This window comes from Xanthomonas sp. BRIP62415, assembly GCF_003993515.1.
Classification (GTDB): Bacteria; Pseudomonadota; Gammaproteobacteria; order Xanthomonadales; family Xanthomonadaceae; genus Xanthomonas; species Xanthomonas euroxanthea.
In genome coordinates, this window is the sequence record NZ_QEZH01000006.1 from 196,114 (window position 1) to 220,581 (window position 24,468).

Below are 24,468 nucleotides of genomic sequence, written 5' to 3' on the forward strand. Positions count from 1 at the left end.
GCCTGCGCGGCGATGCAGGGGCGGTCCAAGTCCTGCCTGGTGCAGACCGAACCGTATGTGCTCACGGTCTTGCGCTACATCGAACTCAATCCGGATCGAACTCAATCCGGTACGAGCCCCATGGTGGCTTTCCAGCCGAGTGCTGCTGGTCAAGCGTGCACACGCATCTGGGGCGCGCGAAAAGCAAACTCATCACGCCGTACAAGGTCTATCTGCATCTGGGCTGCGATGCAGCCGAGCGGGTGTCTTTTAGGCACGATGGCTTCATGCGCGTTTAGCCCCAGATGACGGACAGTCAATCTGCCTCCACCTCATGCCTTGGGCAACCCGCGCTTCCAGGCAATGGTGGAGCGCGCGTTGGGAAGGCCAACGACGTGCCGTCCGCGTGGTTGTCCTGCCGGGGAAATTCAGATGGGTTAATTGCCTCCTTTTCTTTAAATGTCTTTAAAGTGCAGCGCGTGAGAGCGAACCATGCCTCATCGTTTACATCTACCAAGTTGCAAGCACCCAGCGCAAAGTAGTTGGTGAATGTGTATGCACGACGGATGCAGACCGAGCTCCCATTTCGTGATCTGAAGTCGCATCGCTGCGGCCAAGCAATGAAAGATAGTTTGACCCGCCACGGTCAGCAGCTGCAAATTCTGTTGTTGATCAATGCGCTGGCGACATTCGCCAGCTGGCTGGACTTGGATGCGAGTCCACCAGTATTGTCTAATGGCTAGCGCCACGCGACAGTCGCCGCAAGCTCTATTCCCACTGCGTGTCGGCCGCGAGGCGTTGGTCAGACGCTGGCTGGTGGAAACGGTAGCACGGTGGCTGGAGCGCTTGCGTACACTGCCCGAAGCAGTGCCCCCGCAGAGGATGCTTGTGTTGTAGAACGCGTGGATACCTTAGAACCCGACCCCATTAGCCTCAATCCGTTACGGTTGGGATATTATTAATTTTCGTTGTTCGGGTTGTCTGAGGGGCACTCGTACATAGAGCGAACTGAGGAGATAGGAATTCGTTGAATCTCCTTCTGTTTAGAATTATTTGCTCTGGCGAGGTAATCGCTTCCATCCACTGCCATCAGTTTGAGGGCGATACTGCTTTTTTTGTCGCGTTGTGATGGAAGCGTAGGATCTTCAAGTCCTGATTTAGACCACTTGATTACAACGCAGCTGCGGCCACCTGAAGCCATCGATTGCATTACAAATCCAGCCAACATTGATCCGGTCGGGGGGAAAGCGCACATTGCCAAGACGATAGCGGAAATTATTAAGGATAGATGGTTGAGAGGCTTTGAGCTGGCAAGTAGTTGTGATACTCCTGCTGCAGCGAAGGTTTGTAGGAGTGTAAGAGTCAAAGCTGCAACAATAGAAACTATAAAAAATCCCGGAATCCAATTTTTTTCGTCTGTGACTAAAGTCAATGAGAATTTCAGAACAGATAGCCAAGTAAGAATTTGGATCAACGATGCTGCTATCGAGACAGCCAGAAAATCGAGAGAGATATTCGGTAAAAAACTATTTCCTTTTCCGCCTATAATCCTAATGAACGAGGTAACCGAGAGAATAATAGAGGATAGAACGGCAAGGCCGAACAGCGAATTCTCCGCGTTGCTGTAATAGCTAAAAGAGAATATTATTATTGAAGTTGTTATGGTTGGCACAATAAGCGCTAAATGTAAACTTTTTCGTGCTTTGATCCGAATCTTTGGTCTGCCACTAAATAGCCTAGCTATTGATGTCGGGCGTCCTGCAATTGGCGGTATAAAGGTGATGGCAGTGGGTAGCAGGATGAAGCTTGATAGTAAAATAATTACGCACGCGATGGCAGCAAATATTGCGGGAAGTGAAGCTATTGCCGATGCGGATGTGAGGTTGATAGGTACATTTTCCCGCATTGAATAGTTGAACACACTAACCGCAGCTAGTAAGGCAATTCCCGCGCTAAGGAGCCATCCGTGCTCCTTGCAATATTTCAGGCTCCGAATAATATTAAATTTCCAGTTTTTTGCGGCAGCCGAAGGGCTGTATTGGTTCGAGGCGCTCATTTGATCTATTGTGAGATGGTGGTGATTAATTGAAAATTGACTAGAGATTTGGTGTATTCGACGAATTCAGTAAAGGGGTAGGGTCAAATTATGAGTCGATCGCACGATTTGCGTGTCCGATCCGCGGGCCTAACGCCGGCAAGGCTGCGGGTCTTGACTTCGAGCATCGCGCGAAAGGCGTCGTGGCCGGGCTCGCTGCCGTTGTAGATGAAGGCGGATGCTGGCAAGCAGGTCGTCGGACAGGGCCTCATCGATAAAAGGCGCGGTAGGCGTTGTATTGCACAACCGGGCCGTTGCTAAGCGTAAGCCAACAAGGTGTGGCGTCAGTGCGGAGTGCCCGCGCTTGGCAAGATTTTGTTGAGCAACTAGACCAGCGATAAGCCGCGGGATCGTCAGGTGGGGGGCACGCACCGGGTTGGTCTCATCAGCTTGCTAAACCATTCTGGGGCTAATGGCCTGAGCATCGGGTTCCATCAAAGGCTGCGCATGCGCAGCAGCATGTTGGGCCAGCGCTGTACTAGAATTTTCGATGGTGGGAGGTTGCTCACTCGCAAGTACCGATGCGCGAAACCCAGGAGTCGTTCCTGCGATGAACACGTCGCCGTCGCGTTCAATGACGCAGCTCACTTTTGACATGTCAGTGATCCCAGCTTCGTGTGCACGCTGAGCCGCGAAGGCGACACGTTCATCGGAGATGTGCTGAGGCAGCCCTTCCCGTAGTCCAGAGAAAAGACGATTTCCAGCATGCCCTGGATCAGTCATTGCGTTGGTCGGAGGGTTGCTATGTTCTTGCGATGAGTCATTCTGCCCAAGTGAGCTACTTGATCGCCCTTCGCGCGCAGGTGCGTTTACCTCAGGCGTGGACGGGGACGTCGGATGTCGAGACTCCAGCTCGCGAATGGTGTCGATCAACGCGTTGGGCGTTTCCACAGTGGGTAACCACGTTCCCGCGTCAATATGCTTCCCGGTGACGCGAGAAACCGTTTCGCTAGCCCACGAAGAACAGTTGTTGTTTAGTTCCCACGTGACATTCTCTCGAAGCGCCTGGTCGAGGGCTTTGGTTTGAGCCGGTGACAGGTCGTAGTAGCGGTCTGCATCAGAAAGCTGTGTCTTTTCCATTCCGGAGCGAATATCGGTGCCAGCCCCGTTATCCTTCACCATCGGATGATCGTCGGGCCACAATCCATAATACTCTGTGGGCGAATTGCCCCGTTTGACCGTAATCCAGGCATGGCCGTCGGTCAGGCCGCCCTGTCCACCCCTGCTATGTATTCCAAGCACAACGCGCTCACTAGCCGGTTCGGTGCCCATTGCATCGCTCCTTGATTGAATTATGGAGTAAACGCCTCTTCGGTGTCTGCGTAGACCAGTACGACCTTTTCGCCCCCGTACGGTACGGTGACCTTCGGTGTCCAAGGCTCAGCGGGTGGCAAGGCAGCCTTCGCCATGGCATCACACTTCTCTTTGATGCCACATCTGCGGATGGCGATACGCAATACGCCGCCCTCATTTACGAAATCAATACCGGGAGAATAAAACAGGCTTTCTGCAGGCATGTGGTACGTGATTTGAAGTGAATCGCCTGATTTTTCGATCTTGACCGGCTGAACATCATTCTTCTTGTAATCAGAGCGCATGTTTCCTCCTGCACAAGCAGCCAAGGTTGAGAGTGCGAGTAATCCCGTAGCAAACATCAGTCTACTTTTCATATCCATGTTCATGCCCAGCATGGGATCTGACGAGGTACGTTAGCACCTGCTACCACGGCAAGCTAGAAGTCAGGCTACCGAAAATCGCTCGCAGCCACGCTTGGGTGTTAACAGCAAGCCGGTAAATGTGCGATGCCTTCATGGCAGTTCAAGCTCATTACTAGTCACGACTCGAGCTGCAGCGCTTGACGGTCACGTAGTTGTTGGGGCGCTGTCTTGACGATTTGCTTCAGCCAATAATTGCTCGTACGACTGCACGCGTATACGTAAGCGTACAAGATGCCAGGACATCGCAAAGGCAAACAACAGTATGAAGGCCAGCACGCCCTGCGTCAGGGTGATCTTGCTCAACACCGTCCAGTCTCCTATGCGCCAATCTTTCAGCTGGAGATACAGGGCAAGTAGGACAGGCATGAAGCCAAGCTTCTCCATTCCACCGGTAAACAGCCCCAGACGGTCGTGCATGTTGGTGCGACGGTCACGCATAAATGCCTCGCGCCGGCGGCGTTGTTCCAGCGGAAACCTGCGAAGCGACGCAACGATCGATTGATACTGGTGGAACTCCCGCTCCATCAGCTCTGCGTGATCCGCGTATGGGCGGCGGAAGCTCGGCCACTCGCGTTTGAACGAGAGCACGCCGTAGACCAGAAAACCTGCCAACTCAACCGCCAGGCCTGTGGCCGCTAAGTACACGCCTACCTTGCCGCTCAGCAATGTGCCAGCCAAGATACCAACGCCCGCACCGATCAAGCCGATCGCCAAGCTCCAGCGTTCGACCGGACCGGCGCGGCTCTGCTCGGTGACCTGGGTGTAGTGAGCCATTGCTGCAGATAGCGAGGGAAAGCTGGGGTCTGTGAGCGTGATTGCCTCTCCATCAACGGCGGCGCTGCGTTCCGTTGCTACTTCATCCATTGAACTCATCTAGCTTCCCTCGGCGATTACGCGTCGAAAAAACGTCTTTGACGATCAGTATTCCTCAGCCGCGGGTGGTGCGCCAGCTGGCTACTAAAACGCGTCAAGCATCCGCGTCAGCGGCTATTGACACACGCAAGCCCCGCTCGCAATCTAGTGCCAAGGAGCGTCGAAACTCCTCAGAGAGCGGTACCCACCTCCGTCAAACCGGTGGGTTTTTTGTGCCTGCATCCTGCAGGTACAAGCCGACGCGATGCCTGTGTCGGGAGGGCGGCTAATACAACACCCGCAAGGGAAATACGCCCGCCGGCTCTCTGCGGTTTCGAACCTCCCGACATCCCGTCGCCGTTGGCGGCGGTTCTTGGGTTGTTCCAGGAGGGCGTTGCCATGTCTACCGCACCATCCATGCCGGCCTCTGTGTCGGTTGATCTATTGCCAGCCTCCGCTCACCGCCTGCTGTTAGATGTAGGCGGGGTGCTGTGCCAGCTCGCCGCACGCGCAGCTGTTGAGCAGGCGAGCGCCCATCCCGCGCATCCGCTGAGTCGCGAGCTCGGTGTGTTACCGCACACCTCGCGCCGCCGGTTCGCACGCAAGGCCGTGGCGTTGCAGCAGCGCGTCGCCGCATCCACCAACCACCACCCGGAGGCGCCATGACACGCCGCCGTCCACCCACGGCATCTGCCAGCACACGGCCCACCCGCACGCGTGCGCGCCCCACGCCGCCCAAGCGGGTGCAGTGGGTCGTTGTGGAACCCGACCGCACCAAGCTGCCACCGATGCTGCCGCCCGACCCGGACGCCTCCCCGCAAGGCCCCGGCACGCTGCGCGCACCCCGCCGCGCCCGCCGCCCGCGCCAATGCACCGTCAGCTACACCCATTACCCCGGCGCCCACGACCACGCCGGCGACCAGCACGTGCCCCACGTCCGCCTCAGCGGCCTATGGCTGGAACAACTGGGCTTTGCCATCGGCACCAAGCTGCGCATCACCGCCAGCGAAGGGCAGCTGTTGATGGAGGTGTTGCCGCCGGTGGAGGTGGCTGCCGCATTACATAGGGGGCGGCGGTGAGGATACGAGCCTTTCGCCGGTCAGATAGAGCCAGTGCTGCGGGCCCGTTGCGGTGTCACCACGCAAGCGGACGGGAACGTGCTGCGGCTGCCTGATCTAACGTCATTAGCGTGTTAGATTTCAGAGACAGTCCTAGCACAGGCTAGAAAAGATGACCCTTCGCATTTGGGGATCGCATGCTTGGCAACTTTGTCAAAGACGTACTGCTTTCCCCAAGACAACGTTGTTACCGTTTGGGTTGCTGACGCTATGTACCCTTCATTCTGGGTGTGCCGCCAGCACTCTACACGATCAGTCAGCCGCACCGGCTGCCAAGCCCCCCGTTGAAACCAGGAGCAAAGATGTGACGGAACGCCTCAAGCAAGATGTGGATCGTTTGATCACAACTGACTTCCAGGATAGTGCTGCCATCAGTACGCAGCTTCGAACTCAATTCGGACCGCGTCAGGTAGACGGGGAAAGAGAGCTGCGCGTCAGTGAGGGCGGCATACTGGCTGGTGAAAGATTGCAGCGTGTTGAGTTCAGCAATGCAGTAGATGATCCATCGCGCGGGAAGTTGGTGATAGATTTCTCGCCCCCTGGTCCAGCCTTCGTGAATGCTCCCTGGGAGGATGCTATTCCTTATCCACCTCGGCCCGATGCACCTGGTTCGAGAGCCTATTGGGTGATGACGCTTGATGGCGCAAAAGTCACTTTTGGCCTGACTGAGGACCAGTTGCACCTGAGCTATATTTCTATTAATAAGCTATGAGCTCAAGGCTTAGTTTCTCAAGCAAGGGAAATGCATAATGGAAGGTAATGAAGAATCAAAACTTCCACAACCGCGTCAGGGTGGCGCAGCATCTACTAATGTACGCCCGACTTCACCGCTGACAGATCCTGCACTTGCGCCGTTTGTCGATCGGTCGCCTACGCTCCAAGCAGGTTTGTCTCAGCTCAAGCGTGACGAGATAGGTATTGTTTGGGGGCGCGCGGGCGAGGGAACTTACATCGTTCCCGACAGACGAATCGTGATTGATCAGAACGCGATGGGGAAGGGTGAGCGGCTTGTCAGATCACTCTCCCATGAAATTGGGCACCATCGGTTTGCCGAGGAACCCGATTATTCGTCCAAGCAAGCTTATGTAACTAACATGCTCCGTGGCGAAGCTGCAGCAACGCTCAGCAACGCATTGGTTCGACGTGAGATTATGAATCATCAGGGGCCGGATATCGGTATCGCCGGAAGCGGAACCAGGCCACAGCAGTACGAGAAAATTGCCGATCAACAAATGGCAGGTCGCATTACGCGCGATGCTGCGTTGAATCAGATTGCCCAGGTATTCAAGACAGAGCAACCTTCCGTTGGGCCAAGTAAGACATACGAGCAATATTACGGCGATTACTACGATAAACACATTGCGCCGTTGCAACGCAAGCAGGGGCGGCCGGAACCCGGAACCGTTAGTGACATCACTTCTTCCGATGTGAAGCAAAGCGCGTTGGGCCCTGACTCACCCTCTGCATCACAGAAGGCGCCACTATCACCCTCGCAGCCAGGCCACGCGGACTACCCGCTGTATCAACAGATCAAAGGCGGTGTGATGCAGCTCGATGCCCAGCATGGCAGGGAGTGGGATGCATCAAGCCAGCGCATGACCGCCAGCTTGCTGGCGCTGGCAAAAGAGGAAGGACTGTCGCGGGTGGACCATGTCGTGCTCAACAACCCAACGGCTCAGCTGGCCGGGGGCGAGAAGGTCTTCGTCGTCCAGGGCGCCCTCAATGACCCGGCACACCAGCGTGCGCACATGCCGACGGTGGACGCCGTGCAGGCGCCAGAGACCCAATCGTTCGATCGCTTGCAGGCAATCAACCAGACTCAGGCCCAGGCGCGCGAGCAGCAGCAGGCGCTGGAGCAATCGCAGCAAGCCGTTACCCAGGCTGGCCCGTCAATGACGCGCTGAGATGTTCTATATCGCTGGTACGCTCGCACTCATTGCGACGAAGGCCGGGGTATGCATGTGAGCGTAAGGTTACTTAACTGCGTACTGGTTTTGCTCCTGGCTACAACAAGTTGCACCTTGATATTTGCCGGGACTAGTGCTCATGAGCTGCAAGATCTCTCACTTTGTGCAGAGTCCCGGAACTGGGCGAGCGCAGGTGTAAACCGGGCATTGAAAATCACACCGCAGATCATCGAAGATGAAAACGGGCGCTCATATCACTTTGATCTTGGTGGGAGAGACGGGTTGCGCTACCTGGATGCCAGTTGTGGATTCGGTGCCTATGCTGAGTGCAACTTTGAGGCTGCATCTGCGAATGGCAGAGGTTTTGGATTTTCCGAAGTTTCGACATTCAGTCTTTGGGAGCGTGACCGAGAGTTTTATCTCGTCTACCGTGTCGTTGCCCCAAAGGGGGAGTCTGAAAGAGGCCTGCGAAGAGTCGTCAAGGTGGATGACCCACCTGTGGAGATATGCAATCAGATCGGCGACTACTCAAATTTGATGTAAACGGCCGTCGCAACGTCAATGGTCTTCTCAGTAGCTTGGGACTTGGACATTTGGCAAAGAAGGAATCGCCACTTTTACAAAGATGCGTACACTGCGCCCTCCTGGTAGAAACACTCCTCTACCGCAGGAAGGAGCCGCGTCATATGCCATTCGCTATCTTCCGCCCCCACGTTTCGGCAGTGGCCACAGTGGTCGTTGCCGCCTTTGCAGGATGCGCCATGACCGAGCCGCCGATTTCAAAGAAACAGTTCTCCGAGCATGTTGTGACGCTGTTGGCCGGCAAGGACTCGGCTGTGGTTGAGGCGGGGACGTTGACTGATTTCGCCTGGAAGACGTTGTGCTTCGAGCGCGACGACAGTTTGTTGCTCAAGTTCGATCAGGGCGGGGAGACATCCGTGCTGCCGCTGCCTTATGAAGAGTTCTTCGTGGATGAGGCACATGTGGCCAATTCCCTCGAGGATAGCTGTGTGACGCCATCCGATCGCATCCTGATCAAGAAGAAGTATCCGGGCTATCAAGGGCCTATCGAGTTTCAGAAGGCAGCGCAGGGAGCCTGAGCCATGGTCGATATCACCGATCCGAAGGGCGCCAAGCGTGAGATCGAGCAGGAAGCGTATCGGCACTACGAACAGTTGAGCGGCATCACCTTGGCAAAGCGTCCCGATGGCACGTTCCAGTCGCAGGGGCACAATGATCAGCTCGATGCCTTACGGCATGCGTATACCAGCGGCCGTGTCACCCAGCTCACGTTAGGGCAGCAGTGGATTGCACGTAAGTTCGGGGATGAGGCCGAGATTGGGCCGGCCCATCCAAATGATCCTTACGAACACCGGATGGACTTGTGGAACAACGAAGCCGGCCGCCGGCTCGGCGATCAGACCTCCGGGCAGGATGCGCTTGCGCGTCAGGCATACGACGCGCTGCGTCACGGTGATCTGGCGACCGGTTTGAACGATCCACGCCTCAGGCAGTTGTTTCCTGACGATCCACGACTGGCGCGCCCCCAGGGAGATCCAGAACGGGACCTTGTGACCGGGAGCGATGTTGATCGGATCAACAAGGATGTGTCGCGCCTGCAGGACCAGGCGCATGACAGGTTCCCAGACTCGCATCCGGATCGTGCGTATTTCAATACGCTGCGTGGGCAACTGCCGGCATCAGTTTCCGATACCAAAGTCGCCGAGGTGATGATTGCCGCAAAGCTGGCCGGTGTGGAACGGGTTGACCAGCTCGCCGGTGCCGTCCTGCGTGATGACCACATCTTTGTGGCTGGGAAGACGCCAGGATTTCGTGTGCAGGTGGACGCAACGACGCCGGCGCCCGATGTGCGCCAGAGCCTCTACATGGCCGACCAGCACAATGCTGTCTACGCCTACGACCAAGCGCAGTCGCAGGCCGTACAACAGGCGCCTGCGCCTGGACGTTAACCGCCCACGGGAGCCTAGTGGGCGGCTGGAGATTGTCGCGTTCTACCCGATGTCTTTCGTGTTTGAGCCTGTCGGTGACGGCTAGTCCTTCTTTTGCCTGGCAAGCCCTTTTTTGCACAACCCAATATTGGTTCTAGCTGCGCGGACGATCGCCAGATAGCGATCGGCAAGGACCGGCGGCCAGTTGTCCGTCACCGCATCGTCTGGTGACGCTGCATCTTCAGTGTAGTCGTGCAGCGTTTCCAGGCATTGCGTGTACTGGGAAGTCTTGTATTGGGTGATTGCCAGGTCGTTGCGCATATCTCCCTTCTCGCCCCATTCCAGTGTCTGCCCGCACTGGGTCAGGATGGGAGACAGTGTAGTGAGCGCTGCTTGATAGTCCTTGCGATCGTAGTGCTGCTGAAACACCGCGCGCGTGCGGGCAATGGCGTTGCGGTCGCAGCCTGTCGTGGCACGAAGGTAACGCGCCTCAAAACCGCCGTTATAACCGCACAAGGTTTTGCATTCCATTGGGGTGGGCGTTGCGACGTCGATGCCTTCGGCGACTGGTGAGAGCCGAACCTTGCAGCCTGTAGCGCCAGCTTCATCCTCTGCGTTGCCTTGCGTGCCGCGGACGGTGCCCTGCAATGAACACATGGATTGGCCGGTGGTGCTTTCCACGGAGAATCGGAGCGCGCCATTGTCTTTGGTCAGCAGCAACCGGCCCCATCCCGCATCTGTAATGTATTCGCCTGGCTCAAGCGGCTTGGCCTCCACATGCTGCGCAACGGCAGATGTATGGGGAGCTGCCGTCAATGCGGTTGGCCCAGGCTCACCGATGGTTGACTGTGCAGCAATTGGCGCGGCGATGAGGGTGCCGGCAAGCCCTGCGAACATCCAGGCGGTACGCATGAGGTAGTCCATTACGTTGGGTTTCCTTTGCTTTTATGCGCGTGGCGTAAGTTGGTTGCATCGATCTACGCGGTGTCTAAATCCGGATGGCAGCGTGCCTGATTCCGTCATCAGCACTGCAGACGATAGTCTGCCCGTTTCGCTTTGCATCTGCCGTATGTATGTGCGTACTGACGGCAATGTACGGGCTCATTTTCCCTCGGCCACATGCAGTGGCCTAGTGCCCGCTTCATAGCAAGCGGCGTATCCATTGTTCGCGACTGCTGCAGTATTCCGCCTTATTGTTTGCGTGGGGTGGTTGAGGAAAACGTGGCAACCGTGCGATGCCGCGAGCAGGACTGCGCTTGCAGCGACCAGGTGTGGAATGCTTGGTGATCTCGACCGAGGCTGACTAACGCGCAAGACGTAGGGGGTTAGCATCGCTTGCCGTCATAGAGGAAGAGGTGGGGCTGCGGTTCGGGGTGCGGTGCCCACCACCCACTCTCCACCTTTTGGCTGCACTGCTCATGTTCAGATCCACTTGCACGGCCCTTGCGCGCGCATGGCGCTGGTGTGTTGTGTCGCAAGATGCGTGGGGGCGTTGGTGGGCAGCGGCACTTGGCCGAAGGCGCGGCGATTACGATGAGCTCGCGTGACGGGCCGCCTGCGGCGCGCGGCCAGCTGTCGCTTGGGGAAAGGGAGCGCCTGCGTGCCGAGTTCGACCAGGCGCTGTCCGCACTGCATCCTGAGCTGTTGGCGTACCTGCGCCGCCGTACGCGTGATGCCGAGACGGCTGCAGACCTGGCGCAGGAGACCTTCTCGCGGATGATGGTGTACCGCGATGCGCCCAACATCGGCGACCGCCGGCTGCTGATGTATCGCATTGCGCACAATCTGGTGATCGAACTGCGGCGCTCGCGTCAGCGGCGGCTGGCGGCGCAGCATGTATCGCTGGATCAGGTGGCGCCGATCAGGGCCGACGAGGCCGGCGTGGACGAGATTGCCGAGGCGCGCCAGACGCTCGATGTGCTGCTCAAGCGCACCTTGCTCGAGCTGCCGCCGAAGTGCCGGCTTGCGTTCAAGCTGAGTCGGTTCGACGGGCTCACCTATCCGCAGATCGCCGCGAAAATGGGCATCTCCATCAAGATGGTGGAGAAGCACATCAGCCGTGCGCTGCTGGCGTGTCGTGCGGCCGTGGGGGAGTTGCCGCAGTAACCGGCCTGCGAGGCGGCTGGCTGGCGCCGCCGGAAGTTGCTGGTAGCATCGTGCGCGAGGGCGCAGGGAGACCGCCCGCCAGGAGTCACCAGCCATGCGTGCAGAGTCCGAGCGCATCCACGCGCAGGCGGCCGCCTATCTCGTGCGACACGGGCGCGAGAACGCGGCCGAGCGCGCCGCACGTGAGGCATGGCTGGCTGCCGACCCGCGTCACCATGCGGCCTACCAGCAGCTGCTCGAGGTGGACGCACACGCGTCGGCGGTGCTGGATGATCCCGAGTTGCAGGCCGCCACTGCACACGACCTGGAGCTGCTGACGCCACCCTCCGGTCGGCGTCGTCGCTGGCCCTGGCTGGTGCTGACAGCAATGCTGATTGCCGCGATCGGCTATGCGGTGCATCACCTGCTGAGGCAGTAGTGCGCACTCGGCACTCGGCACTCGGCACTCGGCACTCGGCACTCAGCACACAGCACACAGCACACAGCACACAGCACTCTGCACTGCGTGTCGCATAGACCGTTGAATGTGCGCTTTGCTGCAGCGCTGCCTGCATCTTGCAGACGTTGCTGGTAGGGCATTGCGCTTGCGCAGCATCACTTGTTGTCGGGGGACGCAATGGCGATGGTGCCGCGCCCAGGACGCGAAGGATGCACATGCACGCACGACGGGCAGTAGCGGGGAGCGGTGTCGGTTTTGATCATGCACGCAGCAGACTGGCAGTGGCGGTTGTTTCGCTGCTGTCGCTGCACAATTTTGAGGCGCAGGAACGCGCTGCCGCGCAACGCGTGCAGGTACCTGCGGTGGAAGCCGACACGCAGCGCGTTGATGCGCCTGCCAACGTTGCCGTCGCAAGGCGTGCACTGGCGATGGCGATGCGTGCATAGCGCGTCGAACGTGCAGCAGGTGGTGGGGGAGGGCAATAGCGCACACAGCGATTGACGTGTCGGGGCCCGGATGGGTGCCGAGGCACTTGCGTGCGCGACGATTGCTCGCAAGCAAAACAGTCAGCGATTCTGATCACTGTTCGCCGCGTTGCGGGGGCCGGTGTTTCAGCAGTCAGGTGCAGGACCGATCTTGCTCAGCTGGCGATGCGCACCGGGCCGACCGGAGTGCGCCGTCGGCGGGCCAACCCAGGCAAGCCAAAGGACGCAGCATGAAGACACGTACGTTACGCAACGCCATTTCCATCGCCCTGTTGGCCATGGCGAGCGGGGCGGCAGGTGTGGTGGGGGCACAGGCGGCGACGGCGAAGGTGGCGACGGGACCTGAGGCAGCGGCGCAGAAAACGCCGGCAGCCGTGGCAACGAACGCAGGCGAGCCGGCCAGGCGCGGCTCGCCGGGGCCTGCGATTGCGGCGGCACCGCCGGCGCAAACCGCCGCGACCGAGTTGGAGTCCATCGAAGTCACCGGCACGCGCATCAAGGGCGGTGCAGTTCCGTCGCCGGTGATTTCGATCAGCGCGGCGCGGATCCAGGAAGAGGATTTCAGCGATCTGGGCGAGGTGATCCGCAGCGTGCCGCAGAACTTCTCCGGCGGGCAGAACCCCGGCGTGCTGAGCGGCAACCTGGCCGGGGCCGGCAATGCGAACCAGAACATGACCGGTGGCGCGAGCCTCAACCTGCGCGGCCTGGGCGCCGATGCCACGCTCACCCTGCTCAATGGGCGCCGGCTTGCCTATGGCGGATTCACCCAGGCGGTGGATCTCAGCGCAATCCCGGTGGAGGCAGTGGAGCGGCTGGAGATCGTGGCCGACGGTGCGTCGGCAATCTATGGGTCGGACGCGGTGGGTGGCGTGGGCAACGTGATCCTCAAGCGCGACTACGACGGGGTGAACGTCGGTACGCGCTTCGGGCGGGCGACGCAGGGTGGGCTCACGTCGCGGCAACACAGCGTCACGGCCGGCACCACGTGGCGCAGCGGTGGCGTGATTGCAACCTACCAGGACGTCTCGGCAGACCCCATCTATAGCCGTCAGCGCAGTTACACCACACAGCTGGTGGACCCGTCCACGCTGTATCCGGGCAGCGACCTGCGCAGCGGGCTGCTGAGTGCCTACCAGGCGCTGGGCGACAACGCCGAGCTGCGCCTGGATGCGTTACGCACTGAACGCGACCAGCTGCACTTTTACGCCGTCAGTGGCCGCAACAGCCGGGTCACGCCGACCACCACCAGCCTGCTGCTGTCGCCGAGCCTTGCGGTGTGGTTGCCCAACGACTGGACGCTGACGCTGGGCGCCACCGACGGCAACAGCAAGCACGATCAATACCGCCAGGAAACGGCGCTGGCCAGCGGTGCGGTGAGCGTGACCGACCTGTGCTACTGCAACGACAGCCGCAGCTACGAGCTGGGTGCCGAGGGGCCGCTGTTCGCATTGCCGGCAGGCGATGCGCGCCTTGCCGCAGGGGTGGGGTATCGCAGCAACACGTTCCGCAATGTCAACCACGTCAATGGCGTGGAGACGATCGACGGCAGCGAAAGCGCGCGCTTTGCCTATGCGGAGGTGAGCCTGCCAGTGGTGGACCCGGCGCAGGGCGTGCCCGGTGTGCAGCGACTGACGCTGACCGCGGCGGTGCGCGGGGAGGACTACAGCAGCTTTGGCGGGGTGACAACGCCCAAGTTCGGTGTGCTGTATGCGCCTGGCAGCGATGTGACGCTCAAGGCCTCGTGGGGCAAGTCGTTCAAGGCGCCGACGCTGTTCGAGCGCAACTACGCGCAGGAGGCATGGCTGTTCCAGCCGGGCGCGTTCGGCGGGGTGGGCTTTCCCGCCGGGACGACGGTGCTGGTTGCCGATGGCGGCAACCAGGATCTGCAGCCGGAGCGCGCCATCACCCGCTCGGTCTCGCTGGCCTGGCACCCCGAGGCGCTGGATGGCCTGGAGGCGGAGCTGACCTGGTTCGGGGTGGACTACAGCAACCGCGTGTTGCAGCCGATCGCCAATACCAGCCAGGCCTTGCGCAATCCGATCTACGCGCCGTTCGTGGACCGTATGCCGACGCCGCAGGCGCAGGCCGATGTGATTGCGCTCGCCAGCCGGTTCTCCAACTTTGCCGGCGTCGCCTACGACCCGAGCCGGGTGGCGGCAATCATCTACACGCAATACGCCAACGTGGCGCAGCAGGACATCGAGGGTCTGGACCTGAGCGGTAGCTACCAGGTGGCGTTGGCGCGCGGCACGCTGACCTTGCGCGGGGCGGCGAGCTGGCTGGACAGCACGCAGCAGACGTTGCCCACGCAACCGGCGTTCGATCTGTCCGGCACGCTGTTCAACCCGCCCAGGCTGAGCAGCCGCGTGGGTGCGGTATGGAAGCAAGGCGGGCTCACTGCCTCGCTGTTCGGCAACTACCGCGGCGGGGTGCGCAACCGCGCCGATGGAGTGGAGTCGGCATCGTTCACCACATTCGACGTGGCGTTGCGCTACGCCACCGGCGCACGCCGCGATGCATGGGCGGGGCTGGAGTTCGGGGTATCGGTGGACAACGCCTTCGATCGCGATCCGCCGTTGTACCGGGTGACCTCGCCGCTGTACGTGGCCCCGTACGACTCCACCAACTATTCGGCGATCGGCCGCTTCGTGAGCGTGTCGGTGTCCAAGCGCTGGTGATGCGTCGGCTGCCTGCTGCAGCCGAGGTACAGGCATGGCTCTTGAGTGTTGCTGAGAGGAGTGTGTGCGTGAGGAATCAAGAAACCTGGCGCCTGCTGCTTGCAGGCGTGCTGATGACGGCAGGTGCGTGCGTGTGCCACGCGCAAGCGGTGTCGCCCCAGCGCTTGCTGGAGGTGGTGGATATCGGTAGCCCCACGCTGTCGCCGGACGGCCGCAGTGTGGCCTTTCGCACCGAGCAGGCAGCGGTGCAGCGCAATACCTACGACACCGTCTGGTATGTGCAGGGCCTGCAGGATGCCGCGCCCAGACGCATTGCCGATGGCGGCGTGCCCTTGCGCGATTCGGCTGGCGGGTCCTTGCCTGCAAAGGTGCTGTGGTCGCCGGATGGCCGTTGGCTGTACTACCGCGCGTTGATCGATGGCGTGATTGCGGTGTGGCGCGCGGCGGCAGACGGTTCCGGGGCGGAGCCGGTGACGCACGATGCGGCGGATGTGCAGGAGTTTTCGCTGGACGCGGATGGGCGGGTGCTGCGTTACCGCGTCGGCGCCACGCGCGCGCAGGTCATGGCGGCCGAACAGGACGAGTATGCGCAGGGCATCCGGATCGACGAGACGGTGCCGCTCGGGCAGGGCCTGTTCCGTTCGGGCAATGTCGACGGGCGCCTGGCCACGCAGCGCTTCGGCTCGGTGTGGTTCGATCGTACCGGGCTGTCGGCCGGGGTGCCGGCGCGGTGGATGGCACTGGACCTGGCGACTGGGGCTACACAGGTGCTTGCCGATGCGCAGCGACCTGACGCAGAGCCCGACGTCAGCGCGCTGCGCGGCCTGGTCGGCGATGTGTGGAAATCTGCGCGCGCGCCACAAGGCGGTGCGGTAGCGGCGTTGTCGCGCGTGGGTGACGGCAGTGGGCAGCTGTCCCGGCCGGACGTGGCGCTGTCAGTATTGCCCGGTGCACATGCGCGCAGGGCCGTGCGCTGTATGGAGGCAGCCTGCGTGGGCAAGGCGATCAGTGGCGTCCAGTGGCGCCCCGGGAGCACGGAGGTGCTCTTCACCATCACAGATCCTGCCTTGGGGCTTGCACAATCCATCCATCGCTGGGACCCGGCCAGCGGCCAGGTGCAGCTGGTGGTGCAGGGCGGCGGGTTGATCAATGGCGGGCGCGATCCATCGGCACACTGTGGCGCATCGGCCACGGCACTGGTCTGCGTGACGGCCGATGCCGACCGCCCGCCACGTCTGGAACGCATCGCGCTGGACGGCGGCACGCGCGGCGTCCTGTTCGACCCCAATGCGGCGTTGGCGGTGGACATGGCAAACGCGACGCCCGCGCGCCTGTTGCAGTGGACCGATACCCGCGGGCGGCGCTACAGCGGGCAGTTCTTTGCGGCACACGGTACCGGCGCGGACAAGCTGCCATTGTTCGTCACCTACTACAGCTGCCCGGGCTTCGTGCGCGGTGGCGTGGGCGATGAGTGGCCGCTGGCCGCGTTGGCGCAGGTGGGCATCGCAGCGCTGTGCATCAATCAATTGCCCGGCTACACCATGGATGCGGTGGAACGGCACGGCGAAGGACTGGCGGCGGTGGAAAGCGCGGTGGCCTTGCTGTCGTCGCAGGCGGGCATCGATCGCACGCGGGTGGGCATGGGCGGGCTGAGCTTCGGCGGTGCGGTGACCTTGTGGACGGCGACCGAGTCGAACCTGCTGGCCGCCGCTTCGGTGGCCAACCCGGTGGTGTCGCCGTCGTACTACCTGTTCGGCAGCATGAAGGGCGAACCCTTCCTCAAGGGGCTGCGCGAGATGTGGGGCCTGGGTGCACCGGAGCAGACGCCCGAGCGGTGGAAGGCGCTGTCGCCAGCGTTCAAGCTAGAGCGGATTCGCGCGCCCATCCTGTTCCAGCATTCCGAGCAGGAGTATCTGTACGCGCTGGATTACCTGATTCCACTGCTGCGTGCGCAACGCGCCGAGTTGTACGTGTTTGCGAACGAGCCGCACCAGAAGTTCCAGCCCCGGCACAAGTTGGCCGTGTATGCGCGCAACGTCGACTGGTTCCGCTTCTGGTTGCAGGATTACCAGGACCCTGCACCGGAAAAGGCCGTGCAGTACGCGCGCTGGCGTGCAATCAAGGCGGCACTGCCGGCGCGTGGCAACTAGTGTGGGTGGTGCGGCTGACGCGTGGCACGTTGGCATGCGGGCGGCACGCATCTATGCAGCGCAGGCAATATCAGCCCTGATGACGGACCCAGTTCTCGACCGCACACAGGTCGAAGATGCGCATGACGCTGTGGTCGCCGTCGGCCAATGTGTGGTCGAAATGGTGGCGCAGGGCATCGGCATCCAGCAGGCCCTGGCCTGCAAGCCGACCCTGCAGCAGATAATCGCGGATCTGCTGCCTGCCCCGACGATAGACCGCGCCGGAGTAGTTCATGAAGGTGCCTTTGCTGCGGCGGTGCAGGATCTGTGCAGGCAGCACATCCGCAAACGCATCGCGTGCCACGGCGCGATTGCGGCCACCAGCGATCCACATCCAGCTCGGCACTGTCAGGCAGGCTTCTACCACCGGTTGCGACAGCAGCGGCATGCGCAGGTGCCACGACGCACTGCGCGCCAGTCCGTCGCGGAACACCTGGGTGCCGGCCAGATCAAAGATACGTTCGCGGTCGCCGGGCAGGCTGTCGGGTGGGGCATCGAACCAGGGATGCGATTGCAATGGAACCGCAGCATGCGTGCCTGGCAGGAACGATCGCTCCGGCGTGCGCGGCGGCCCGGCCTTGGCGCGGAGTTTCTTGATCGTCAGCCTGCCTGCTTTCCAGAGCGTGCATTGATGCAGCTCGGCAAGCGCATGGACTGCGCTGACGCCGGCGCGCAGGCCGCCTGCACGGAAGGCATCTGCGGCGGGCGCGGCAGTTCTGGTGTTGCAGAACACGGTGTCGCCACCGCCGCCGGAAAAGAAGCTGGTGATGGCCAGCTGCGTGCCGATCGCTTCTTTCAGCGCATTGGAGGCATGCTGCAGAAACCAGGTGCTGGGCGCGACCGCATGTGCCGGCGGTGCGAAATCGACCGGTGCAGCGTCGAGTCCCAGGGTGCGCACGATCAGCTCGGTGCCCAACAGATCGCTCATCTGCCGGGCATAGTGCCGCTCGTCGGCGCCAGGCACCGGCGTGACCAGATTGCAGCACGCAACGCGCGCGGCGGTGTCTTTCAGGCATGCGGCGAGGATGGAAGAGTCCAGGCCGCCAGAGAGTTCCAGCAGCACGGACGCATCGGTCTGCGCCCAACAGGTGACGCTCGAGGCCACCGCCTGACGCAGCTGCGCCTGTGCGTCGAGTGGGTCGTGCCGGCGCCGAGAGGCCGCGACGAAATCCCAGGGGTTCCAGACGTGTTCGACACTGCTGCGGTCGGGCTGCAGACACAGCTGGCTGCCCGGCAGCAATTCGCGTACGCCGACAAGCCCGGTGCGCTCGGTCTTGAGGTGCGGGTAGTGCAGATGATGGGCGATGGCGTCCCAGTCGATCTCACGCGTGTACACACCCGCATGCGTGGCGATCGAGATGTCTGAGGTGATGAAGCCATGCTGTAGCCCGTAGACGCATGCCACGCCGCCGGAAGGCTCGCGCATGACGGTGATGGCGCTCGGGTCCGCGTGCGGTGCATGCAACAGCAGGTACTCGCCCCAGTGCGTCTCGATCAGGTGCCGCGTCCGCTGTGCTGCGGACAACGCATGCAGCGATGCGCCGTCCAGCAAGGGGGCATTGTTGCGCTGCGAAAAGACATGGCCGATCAGTGCGCCACCACCAGGCAGGTCGAGCACGGGCGTGTCGTGTGATGCATACAGATCGATATGCCCAGCGCGTTGCCGTAGCTGTAACCCGATCTGTCGCAACGACGCATCGACAGCGGCGCGGTCGCCATCGCGGTGTGCCTGCGCATGGTTGAACAAGGCGATGTAGCGGTACATCACACCACCCGGATGGGGGTATGCGCATGGACGTTGCCGACCGTGTCGTTCAGGACCAGATCGCCTGTCTGGACCCAGCAATGGGCCGAAAACGGATCGAGTGCGACGCCGAAGACAACCTGGGCGTCGAGCTGGCGCCGACGCAGGAATCTTGCCAGTGCGACTGAATCGAGCAGGCAGCGCATCTCGACCGGCACCCACACGCGTGCGCGCCGGAAGACGGATGCCGCATCGGTGAGCCGTTGCTCGAGTTCGGCGAGCGGGCGTTGCTGCATCCCCCGAGGCTGTGCTGCAGCGGAGAGGCTGCCAAGGACCCTGCCAAGCGGGTTGCGCTTCAATGCCAGGCGTGTGGACAGCACAAGTGCCAGTACCTCGAGTTTTTCAAGCAGCTGTGGTCGTCGCGCCGGCACGGGCATTTCCATCGCACTACGCGCAACAGGTATGACGGAAGGCTGCGGGCCTACGGTCGCTTGCGACCGTTCCACCAGCAGTCCCCGTTCGACAAGGTCGTTGATCTCCAGGTCCGACACCGGGTCTTGCGCCAGATAGGTGAGCAGGGAGTGCTCCAGTGCCTCCGGCAGGCGGAAGTAGCGGTCGTTGCCGATATCCAGGAACACCAGGCGCTCGCCAATGCGGCAGAACGCTAGGTCGTCGCGCAATGTGTAGCGTTGCATGGCGCTGTCCTTGAGAGAGAGAAGGGGCGCACCGTTGCAGTGCGCCCCGTGGCCTGGGAAGTTGCCCACCGGCATGTACGGCCGAGTGGCGACTGCCGCGCGTTGGCAGTGCCTAGTCCTGGCTGATGCCCAGCGTGGTGATGCCACCCATTTCTTCGCCTGCCAATGGCCCGCCCTGTGTGTCCAGGCTTGCGATGCCAAGCACGATGAGATCCTGGCCAGACGTCGTGGTGTGCGCGTCGTTGTTGCTGGTATCCATGGTCTCTACTCCTGGTGGAAGAGGCGTGCGCTCAGGCACGCCTCGGGTTCACTCTTCGGAAATGCCCGGCACATTGAAGCCGCCGATTTCTTCGCCAGCGAGCGGGCCGCCCTTGGTGTCGGTGCTGGCAACGCCAAGCACCGTGATCTCGCTGGATGCATCGCTGTGGGTGGTGTCATTGATGTTCATCGCTGTCTCCTGGTTGTGCCATGGGGATCCATGACACAGACAAGTTAGGAAACAGGTGTATTGATTTTCAAATGATTAAGTCGTAACACCGTCATGATTAAATGCACTGTGTGACCGCCATCGAAGATGACCGTGCAACCTTGGCCGGTGGCGTCGCATCGCGCCATTCATTCCACATCAGATGCACGCTGCCGGCGGTGCGCCAGCACAGCATGTGGATCTTGCGAGGCGTAGCGCTGGCGACAGTCAGCGCCGAGCTGTCAAACCTGACGGCTGCGCTCATGCATGACCGCCACGATGCGCGGCACGGCCTGGATGCGGCGTACGTGATAGGCATGCAACGCTGTTTGCAGCGCCGCAAGTTCACGCTGCTGCCAGTGCAGCGTGAGCTCTGCCAGTTCTTCATCGAGCCCGTCGAGCAGGCCGTGTTTGGCACGTCGCACCGGGGCCAGCTTGTCATTGGTCTGCCTGACCGCGTGGTGCAGCGACCAGTGCGCGGTGGCACGGGCGATGGCATCGAAGAGCTTCCAGGTCTGCTTGACCACGTCTGCCGCTGCACTGGTGGATTCTGGCTCGCCAGGGGCATGCGGCACCAATGCAACGCCGATATCGCAGGCCATCCGCAACAGGCGCTCCATCCAGTCGTACAGGTCTCGCAACGCGACCTCGGTGAGCAGCGGTACCTGAAAGCCATAGCGTGCGTGATCGATGAGCAGGCCTTCGCCGACCAGGCGATACAGCGCAAAGCGAACTGGCGTGGAGCTGATCTTCAACTCGGTGGCCAGCTTTGCCGGGTCGATGCGCTGACCGGGCGGATACCGCCCGGACTGCAGTGCGCGCCTGACCTGCGCATAGGCAACTGCACGTTTGGAGTGGATTTCACTCATGACGAACTCCTTGTCTGACCGCGACGCCTCCCCTGGCTGGATCGTACATGCAATGGCTGCGGCAGGAGTTGCTGCGGTAGTCCTTTTGGTCCCGGGCTTGTCACATCGTGCCGCGTACGAGTCAGGCTGCGAGCCAATACGCTGCCCCGACAGTAAGAGTTTTTATAACGCCCAAACTGAGGCCAATAAAAGAGGGCCGCCTGGTTTGCCAGGGCGGCCCTCGTTTGAACATTATCTGTTCCTGCTGTCGCGCGGCACGACCGGCGTGCCACGCGCCGTGGCTTGCTTAGCGAAACGACTCACGCAGCCGCTTGCCCGCATACTCCTGCGCAGCCTTTGCCTTGGCAACGACTGCCGCACAACCGAAGAACTCGTGCGTCACGCCGGTGTAGACCTCGCGCTCGACCGGTACGTTGGCCTCCTTGAGGGCGTCTTCCAGCTTGGCGCCGTCGCTGCGCAGCGGGTCGATGGTGGCGTTGATGATCGTCACCGGTGCCAGGCCGCGCAGGTTGGCGTTGACCAGATCCAGGCGCGTGTCTGCCTTGTCCGCGTCGCTACGGATCAGGTGCCCCACGAACCATTCGATCATGGCCTTGTTCAAGGGCTTGGCGATGGCGTTTTCGATGTAGGACTCGGTGTGCAGGCTGCCGGTCTGGCCAACCGGGTACACCGCCAGGATATGCGTCGGTGCCTGCAGCCCCTTGTCACGTGCGGCCACTGCCGTGGCGATGGCCAGGTTGCCGCCGGCGCTTTCGCCTGCAAGGGCAACGCGCTGCGGATTGCCGCCGATGCTGGCCGCGTTTGCCAGCACCCATTCGTAGGCGGCGAGTGCGTCGTCCCAGGCGGCGGGGAACTTGTGTTCGGGCGCCTGGCGATAGTCGACCGAGACCACGATGGCGCCGGTTTCCTTGGCCAGCCCGCGCGCGCCGCCGTCGTAGACCTCGGCATTGGCGATCACCCAGCCACCACCGTGGAAATAGACGATGACCGGCAGTGCGGTGCCGCCCTGCGGGGTGTAGACGAAGGCAGAAAGATTGCCGGCAGGCGTTTCCAGGGTGTGGGAGGTGCGCTTGACGCCGGGTACCAGCACCTCGGGGTCGGCGGTCTTGCCCTGGTCCTGCAGCAGCTTCTTGACCGCATCGGCGATGGTTGGCTGCTGCCGGGCTTCGGCCGGCGTGAGCTTTTCGATGGCCTTGGGTTCGAGCGCATCGTGGGCCTGGGCCAGGTCGTGCATGTCGTCGTCGGCACGGATGGCGCCGATGACGTTGGAAAGGGTGTCGATGATCGGGTTGGGCTTGCCGTGCTCTGTCATGTGTGCGTCTCGGTTGGTTGACCCTGACGCTAGCGGTGGCACAGTCAATGGGGTGAAAAGGGAGCTCGGCCGTTATGCACATGGCCGCAACATCTGCGGCGGGCGCCGGTTGCGATTGCTGTTGCATGATCGCAGCGGCGCGCGCTGCGTGCCGCTGGCGGCATCACGCGAAGCCCCGGCTGCAGACAGCGCTCACCAATCGGTGGGCGCATAGTCCTTGAGGAACTGCCCCCACACATGCTCGCCGGTGTTGGCGCCGTGGATGATCGGGTCGACGATGCGGGCGGCGCCATCGACGATGTCCAGCGGCGGGTGAAAGCGTTCCTGCTGGACCTTGAGCGCGGCGATGTCGGCCGGATCCTCGTCGGTGACCCAGCCGGTGTCGACGCTGTTCATGTGGATGCCGTCGTTCTGGTAATCGGCCGCCGAGGTGCGCGTCATCATGTTCAACGCGGCCTTGGCCATGTTGGTATGCGGATGCCGGGTGGTCTTGAAGTTGCGGTAGAACTGCCCTTCCATCGCCGAGACGTTGACGATGTGCTTGTCGCGCTCGGGCGTGCGCAGCATCAGCGGCTTCAGCCGCGCATTGATGATGAAGGGCGCGATGGCGTTGACCAGCTGGGTCTCCAGCAGCTCCACCGAGGGCACTTCGTCCATCAGCAGGCGCCAGGAGTTGCGCCCGCGCAGGTCCACCTGCTGCAGGTCCTGGTCCAGCCGTCCTTCCGGGAACAGGTGCTGCTGGCCAACCAGTTCGTCGTCCAGCAACGCCACCTGCGACAGCTCGGCGGCGCGGGTGAGGCCATCGGCGCCGTCCAGGCCGCGGCCATGCACTGCCGGCAGCGCCATCGCCGAGGCATCGCGCAGTGGTTCGGGCGTGCGCAGGCCTTCGTAATGGCCGACCAGGTTGCGCACGATGTCCGGCAACTCATGCAGCGCGGCGGTTTCGCCGGCCATCATGTGCGCGTAGAACTGCGGCGGGCGGCGCACGGTCTGGCAGGCATTGTTGATGATGAAGTCCAGCCTGTCGCGGGTGGCCAGCAGCTGGCTGCAGAACGCTTCCACGCTGGGGGTGTGGCGCAGATCCAGGCCGAACACCTGCAGGCGATGGCCCCACTCGTTGAAGTCCGGCTCCTGCGCATAGCGGGCGGCCGAATCGCGCGGAAACCGCGTGGTGACGATCAGTTCAGCGCCGGCGCGCAGCAGCTTCAAACCGGCCTGGTATCCGATCTTGACCCGGCCGCCGGTCAGCAGCGCCACGCGTCCGCGCAGGTCGGCGGTTTCGGTGCGCTTGAAGTAGTTCAGCTCGGCGCAGGTCGGGCACATCTGGTCGTAGAAGTGATGCAGCTGGGTGAACTTCTGCTTGCACACGTAGCAGTGGCGCAACTCCGGCGAATGCGTGGGCTCCGGTGCGGCAGTGGCATTCTGGCCGTTGTGCGCGTCGTGCAGGCCGGCGGCATGCGGCGGGAAGAAGTTCGGCGTGCTGAACACCGGTTTGCGCCGCAGTGCGCGGATGCCGCGCTGCTCCAGCAGCGCCTCGGCCTTGCGCACCTTCTCCTGGTGCCGCTCGCGCTCGCGCTGCTTGAGCAGCTGCCGCCGCGCCTTGGGCTCGGGGTGGTAGACCCTGGCCACCACCTGGTGCAGGCGCACGCGGTCGGCCTCGGGCAGGGTGTCGAGCACGCTGCGGTCGGCCTCGATGGCCTCCAGCAGGTCCAGCGCCGCGCGCAGGCGGTCGGTCAGGGGCAGGTCGTCGGCGGGCGGGAGTGGGGCGTTGGTGTTCAAGATGGATCCGGGAGTGAACGGCAGCAAGCCGTGACGAGTGCGGCGGGCAGCCGACAGGAGAGCGCAATGGACGGTGAGCCTTTGTACA

At 61.8% G+C, this 24,468-nt stretch carries 24 protein-coding genes and 1 pseudogene; 12 read left to right on the plus strand and 13 right to left on the minus strand.

All coding sequences use genetic code 11. The features are described from left to right. Window positions 1-442 precede the first annotated feature (442 nt). Window positions 443-876, plus strand: a pseudogene (locus tag EO141_RS01140) (transposase); the annotation flags it as partial. A 61-nt stretch (window positions 877-937) separates the two neighbouring features. Here EO141_RS01140 and EO141_RS01145 read toward each other — a convergent pair. The 4 genes from EO141_RS01145 to EO141_RS01165 all read right to left on the minus strand — a co-directional run bounded on the left by EO141_RS01145 (window position 938) and on the right by EO141_RS01165 (window position 4,656). Beyond that, window positions 938-2,035 carry a hypothetical protein gene (locus EO141_RS01145; RefSeq protein ID WP_127168311.1) on the minus strand — a complete coding sequence of 366 codons (1,098 nt, stop codon included), beginning with the start codon at window positions 2,033-2,035 and terminating at the stop codon, window positions 938-940. 432 nt (window positions 2,036-2,467) lie between these two features. Further along, window positions 2,468-3,346, minus strand: coding sequence for a hypothetical protein (locus EO141_RS01155; RefSeq protein WP_127168312.1), 879 nt, complete (start codon window positions 3,344-3,346; stop codon window positions 2,468-2,470). Window positions 3,347-3,366: 20 nt separating this feature from the next. Beyond that, window positions 3,367-3,765, minus strand: a complete 399-nt coding sequence (locus EO141_RS01160) for a hypothetical protein (RefSeq protein WP_241236598.1) — start codon at window positions 3,763-3,765, stop codon at window positions 3,367-3,369. A gap of 171 nt (window positions 3,766-3,936) precedes the next feature. Further along, window positions 3,937-4,656 carry a hypothetical protein gene (locus EO141_RS01165; protein ID WP_241236599.1) on the minus strand — a complete coding sequence of 240 codons (720 nt, stop codon included), beginning with the start codon at window positions 4,654-4,656 and terminating at the stop codon, window positions 3,937-3,939. Between the two features lie 387 nt (window positions 4,657-5,043). Between EO141_RS01165 and EO141_RS21600 the strand changes: the two genes are divergently transcribed. From EO141_RS21600 to EO141_RS01205, 7 genes are all read left to right on the plus strand, one after another. Beyond that, entirely contained in the window at window positions 5,044-5,310 is a 267-nt protein-coding gene (locus EO141_RS21600; RefSeq protein ID WP_241236600.1) for a hypothetical protein, read from the plus strand. Beyond that, entirely contained in the window at window positions 5,307-5,723 is a 417-nt protein-coding gene (locus EO141_RS01180; protein WP_127168315.1) for a SymE family type I addiction module toxin, read from the plus strand. The genes EO141_RS21600 and EO141_RS01180 overlap by 4 nt, the downstream gene beginning before the upstream one ends. 343 nt (window positions 5,724-6,066) lie before the next feature. After that, window positions 6,067-6,474, plus strand: a complete 408-nt coding sequence (locus EO141_RS01185) for a hypothetical protein (RefSeq protein WP_127168316.1) — start codon at window positions 6,067-6,069, stop codon at window positions 6,472-6,474. A 37-nt stretch (window positions 6,475-6,511) separates the two neighbouring features. After that, window positions 6,512-7,666, plus strand: coding sequence for an XVIPCD domain-containing protein (locus EO141_RS01190; protein WP_241236601.1), 1,155 nt, complete (start codon window positions 6,512-6,514; stop codon window positions 7,664-7,666). A 210-nt stretch (window positions 7,667-7,876) separates the two neighbouring features. Then, entirely contained in the window at window positions 7,877-8,212 is a 336-nt protein-coding gene (locus EO141_RS21495; protein WP_241236602.1) for a hypothetical protein, read from the plus strand. A gap of 143 nt (window positions 8,213-8,355) precedes the next feature. Beyond that, on the plus strand, window positions 8,356-8,769 hold the full coding sequence (locus EO141_RS01200) for a hypothetical protein (protein WP_127168317.1): 414 nt from the start codon (window positions 8,356-8,358) through the stop codon (window positions 8,767-8,769). Window positions 8,770-8,772: 3 nt separating this feature from the next. Continuing rightward, on the plus strand, window positions 8,773-9,639 hold the full coding sequence (locus EO141_RS01205) for a hypothetical protein (protein WP_127168318.1): 867 nt from the start codon (window positions 8,773-8,775) through the stop codon (window positions 9,637-9,639). 81 nt (window positions 9,640-9,720) lie between these two features. On the opposite strand, the gene EO141_RS01210 is transcribed toward EO141_RS01205, so the two are convergent. Further along, window positions 9,721-10,542: a hypothetical protein gene (locus EO141_RS01210; protein ID WP_241236603.1), complete on the minus strand. Its 822-nt coding sequence runs from the start codon at window positions 10,540-10,542 to the stop codon at window positions 9,721-9,723. Between the two features lie 609 nt (window positions 10,543-11,151). On the opposite strand from EO141_RS01210, the gene EO141_RS01215 reads away from it, so the two are divergent. Then, window positions 11,152-11,724, plus strand: coding sequence for an RNA polymerase sigma factor (locus EO141_RS01215; protein WP_241236604.1), 573 nt, complete (start codon window positions 11,152-11,154; stop codon window positions 11,722-11,724). Window positions 11,725-11,818: 94 nt separating this feature from the next. After that, entirely contained in the window at window positions 11,819-12,142 is a 324-nt protein-coding gene (locus EO141_RS01220) for a DUF4880 domain-containing protein (protein WP_104585737.1), read from the plus strand. Between the two features lie 176 nt (window positions 12,143-12,318). On the opposite strand, the gene EO141_RS21300 is transcribed toward EO141_RS01220, so the two are convergent. Next, window positions 12,319-12,645, minus strand: a complete 327-nt coding sequence (locus EO141_RS21300) for a hypothetical protein (RefSeq protein ID WP_164738994.1) — start codon at window positions 12,643-12,645, stop codon at window positions 12,319-12,321. 233 nt (window positions 12,646-12,878) lie between these two features. On the opposite strand from EO141_RS21300, the gene EO141_RS01225 reads away from it, so the two are divergent. Next, window positions 12,879-15,326 (plus strand): TonB-dependent receptor, encoded by a 2,448-nt coding sequence (locus EO141_RS01225; protein ID WP_127168320.1) that lies wholly within the window; start codon window positions 12,879-12,881, stop codon window positions 15,324-15,326. A gap of 68 nt (window positions 15,327-15,394) precedes the next feature. Next, complete coding sequence (locus EO141_RS01230; RefSeq protein ID WP_241236605.1) at window positions 15,395-17,476, plus strand: Atxe2 family lasso peptide isopeptidase; 2,082 nt, start codon at window positions 15,395-15,397, stop codon at window positions 17,474-17,476. 70 nt (window positions 17,477-17,546) lie between these two features. Here the strand turns inward: EO141_RS01230 and EO141_RS01235 are convergent, their stop codons facing one another. From EO141_RS01235 to EO141_RS01265, 7 genes are all read right to left on the minus strand, one after another. Continuing rightward, window positions 17,547-19,280, minus strand: a complete 1,734-nt coding sequence (locus EO141_RS01235) for a lasso peptide isopeptide bond-forming cyclase (RefSeq protein ID WP_127168322.1) — start codon at window positions 19,278-19,280, stop codon at window positions 17,547-17,549. Beyond that, the gene (locus EO141_RS01240; protein ID WP_127168323.1) at window positions 19,280-19,954 is read right to left on the minus strand and encodes a lasso peptide biosynthesis B2 protein; all 675 of its coding nucleotides are present in this window, start codon (window positions 19,952-19,954) and stop codon (window positions 19,280-19,282) included. The genes EO141_RS01235 and EO141_RS01240 overlap by 1 nt, the downstream gene beginning before the upstream one ends. 112 nt (window positions 19,955-20,066) lie before the next feature. Next, a complete protein-coding gene (locus tag EO141_RS01245) occupies window positions 20,067-20,213 on the minus strand; it encodes a benenodin family lasso peptide (RefSeq protein ID WP_104573314.1) in 147 nt (48 codons plus the stop codon). Window positions 20,214-20,261: 48 nt separating this feature from the next. Further along, window positions 20,262-20,402: a lasso peptide xanthomonin 1 gene (locus tag EO141_RS01250; protein WP_016903879.1), complete on the minus strand. Its 141-nt coding sequence runs from the start codon at window positions 20,400-20,402 to the stop codon at window positions 20,262-20,264. A gap of 260 nt (window positions 20,403-20,662) precedes the next feature. After that, window positions 20,663-21,289, minus strand: coding sequence for a GntR family transcriptional regulator (locus tag EO141_RS01255; RefSeq protein ID WP_206514765.1), 627 nt, complete (start codon window positions 21,287-21,289; stop codon window positions 20,663-20,665). A 286-nt stretch (window positions 21,290-21,575) separates the two neighbouring features. Beyond that, window positions 21,576-22,601, minus strand: a complete 1,026-nt coding sequence (locus EO141_RS01260) for an alpha/beta hydrolase (protein WP_127168324.1) — start codon at window positions 22,599-22,601, stop codon at window positions 21,576-21,578. Between the two features lie 192 nt (window positions 22,602-22,793). Further along, the gene (locus tag EO141_RS01265; RefSeq protein WP_127168325.1) at window positions 22,794-24,380 is read right to left on the minus strand and encodes an SDR family oxidoreductase; all 1,587 of its coding nucleotides are present in this window, start codon (window positions 24,378-24,380) and stop codon (window positions 22,794-22,796) included. Window positions 24,381-24,468: the final 88 nt, after the last annotated feature.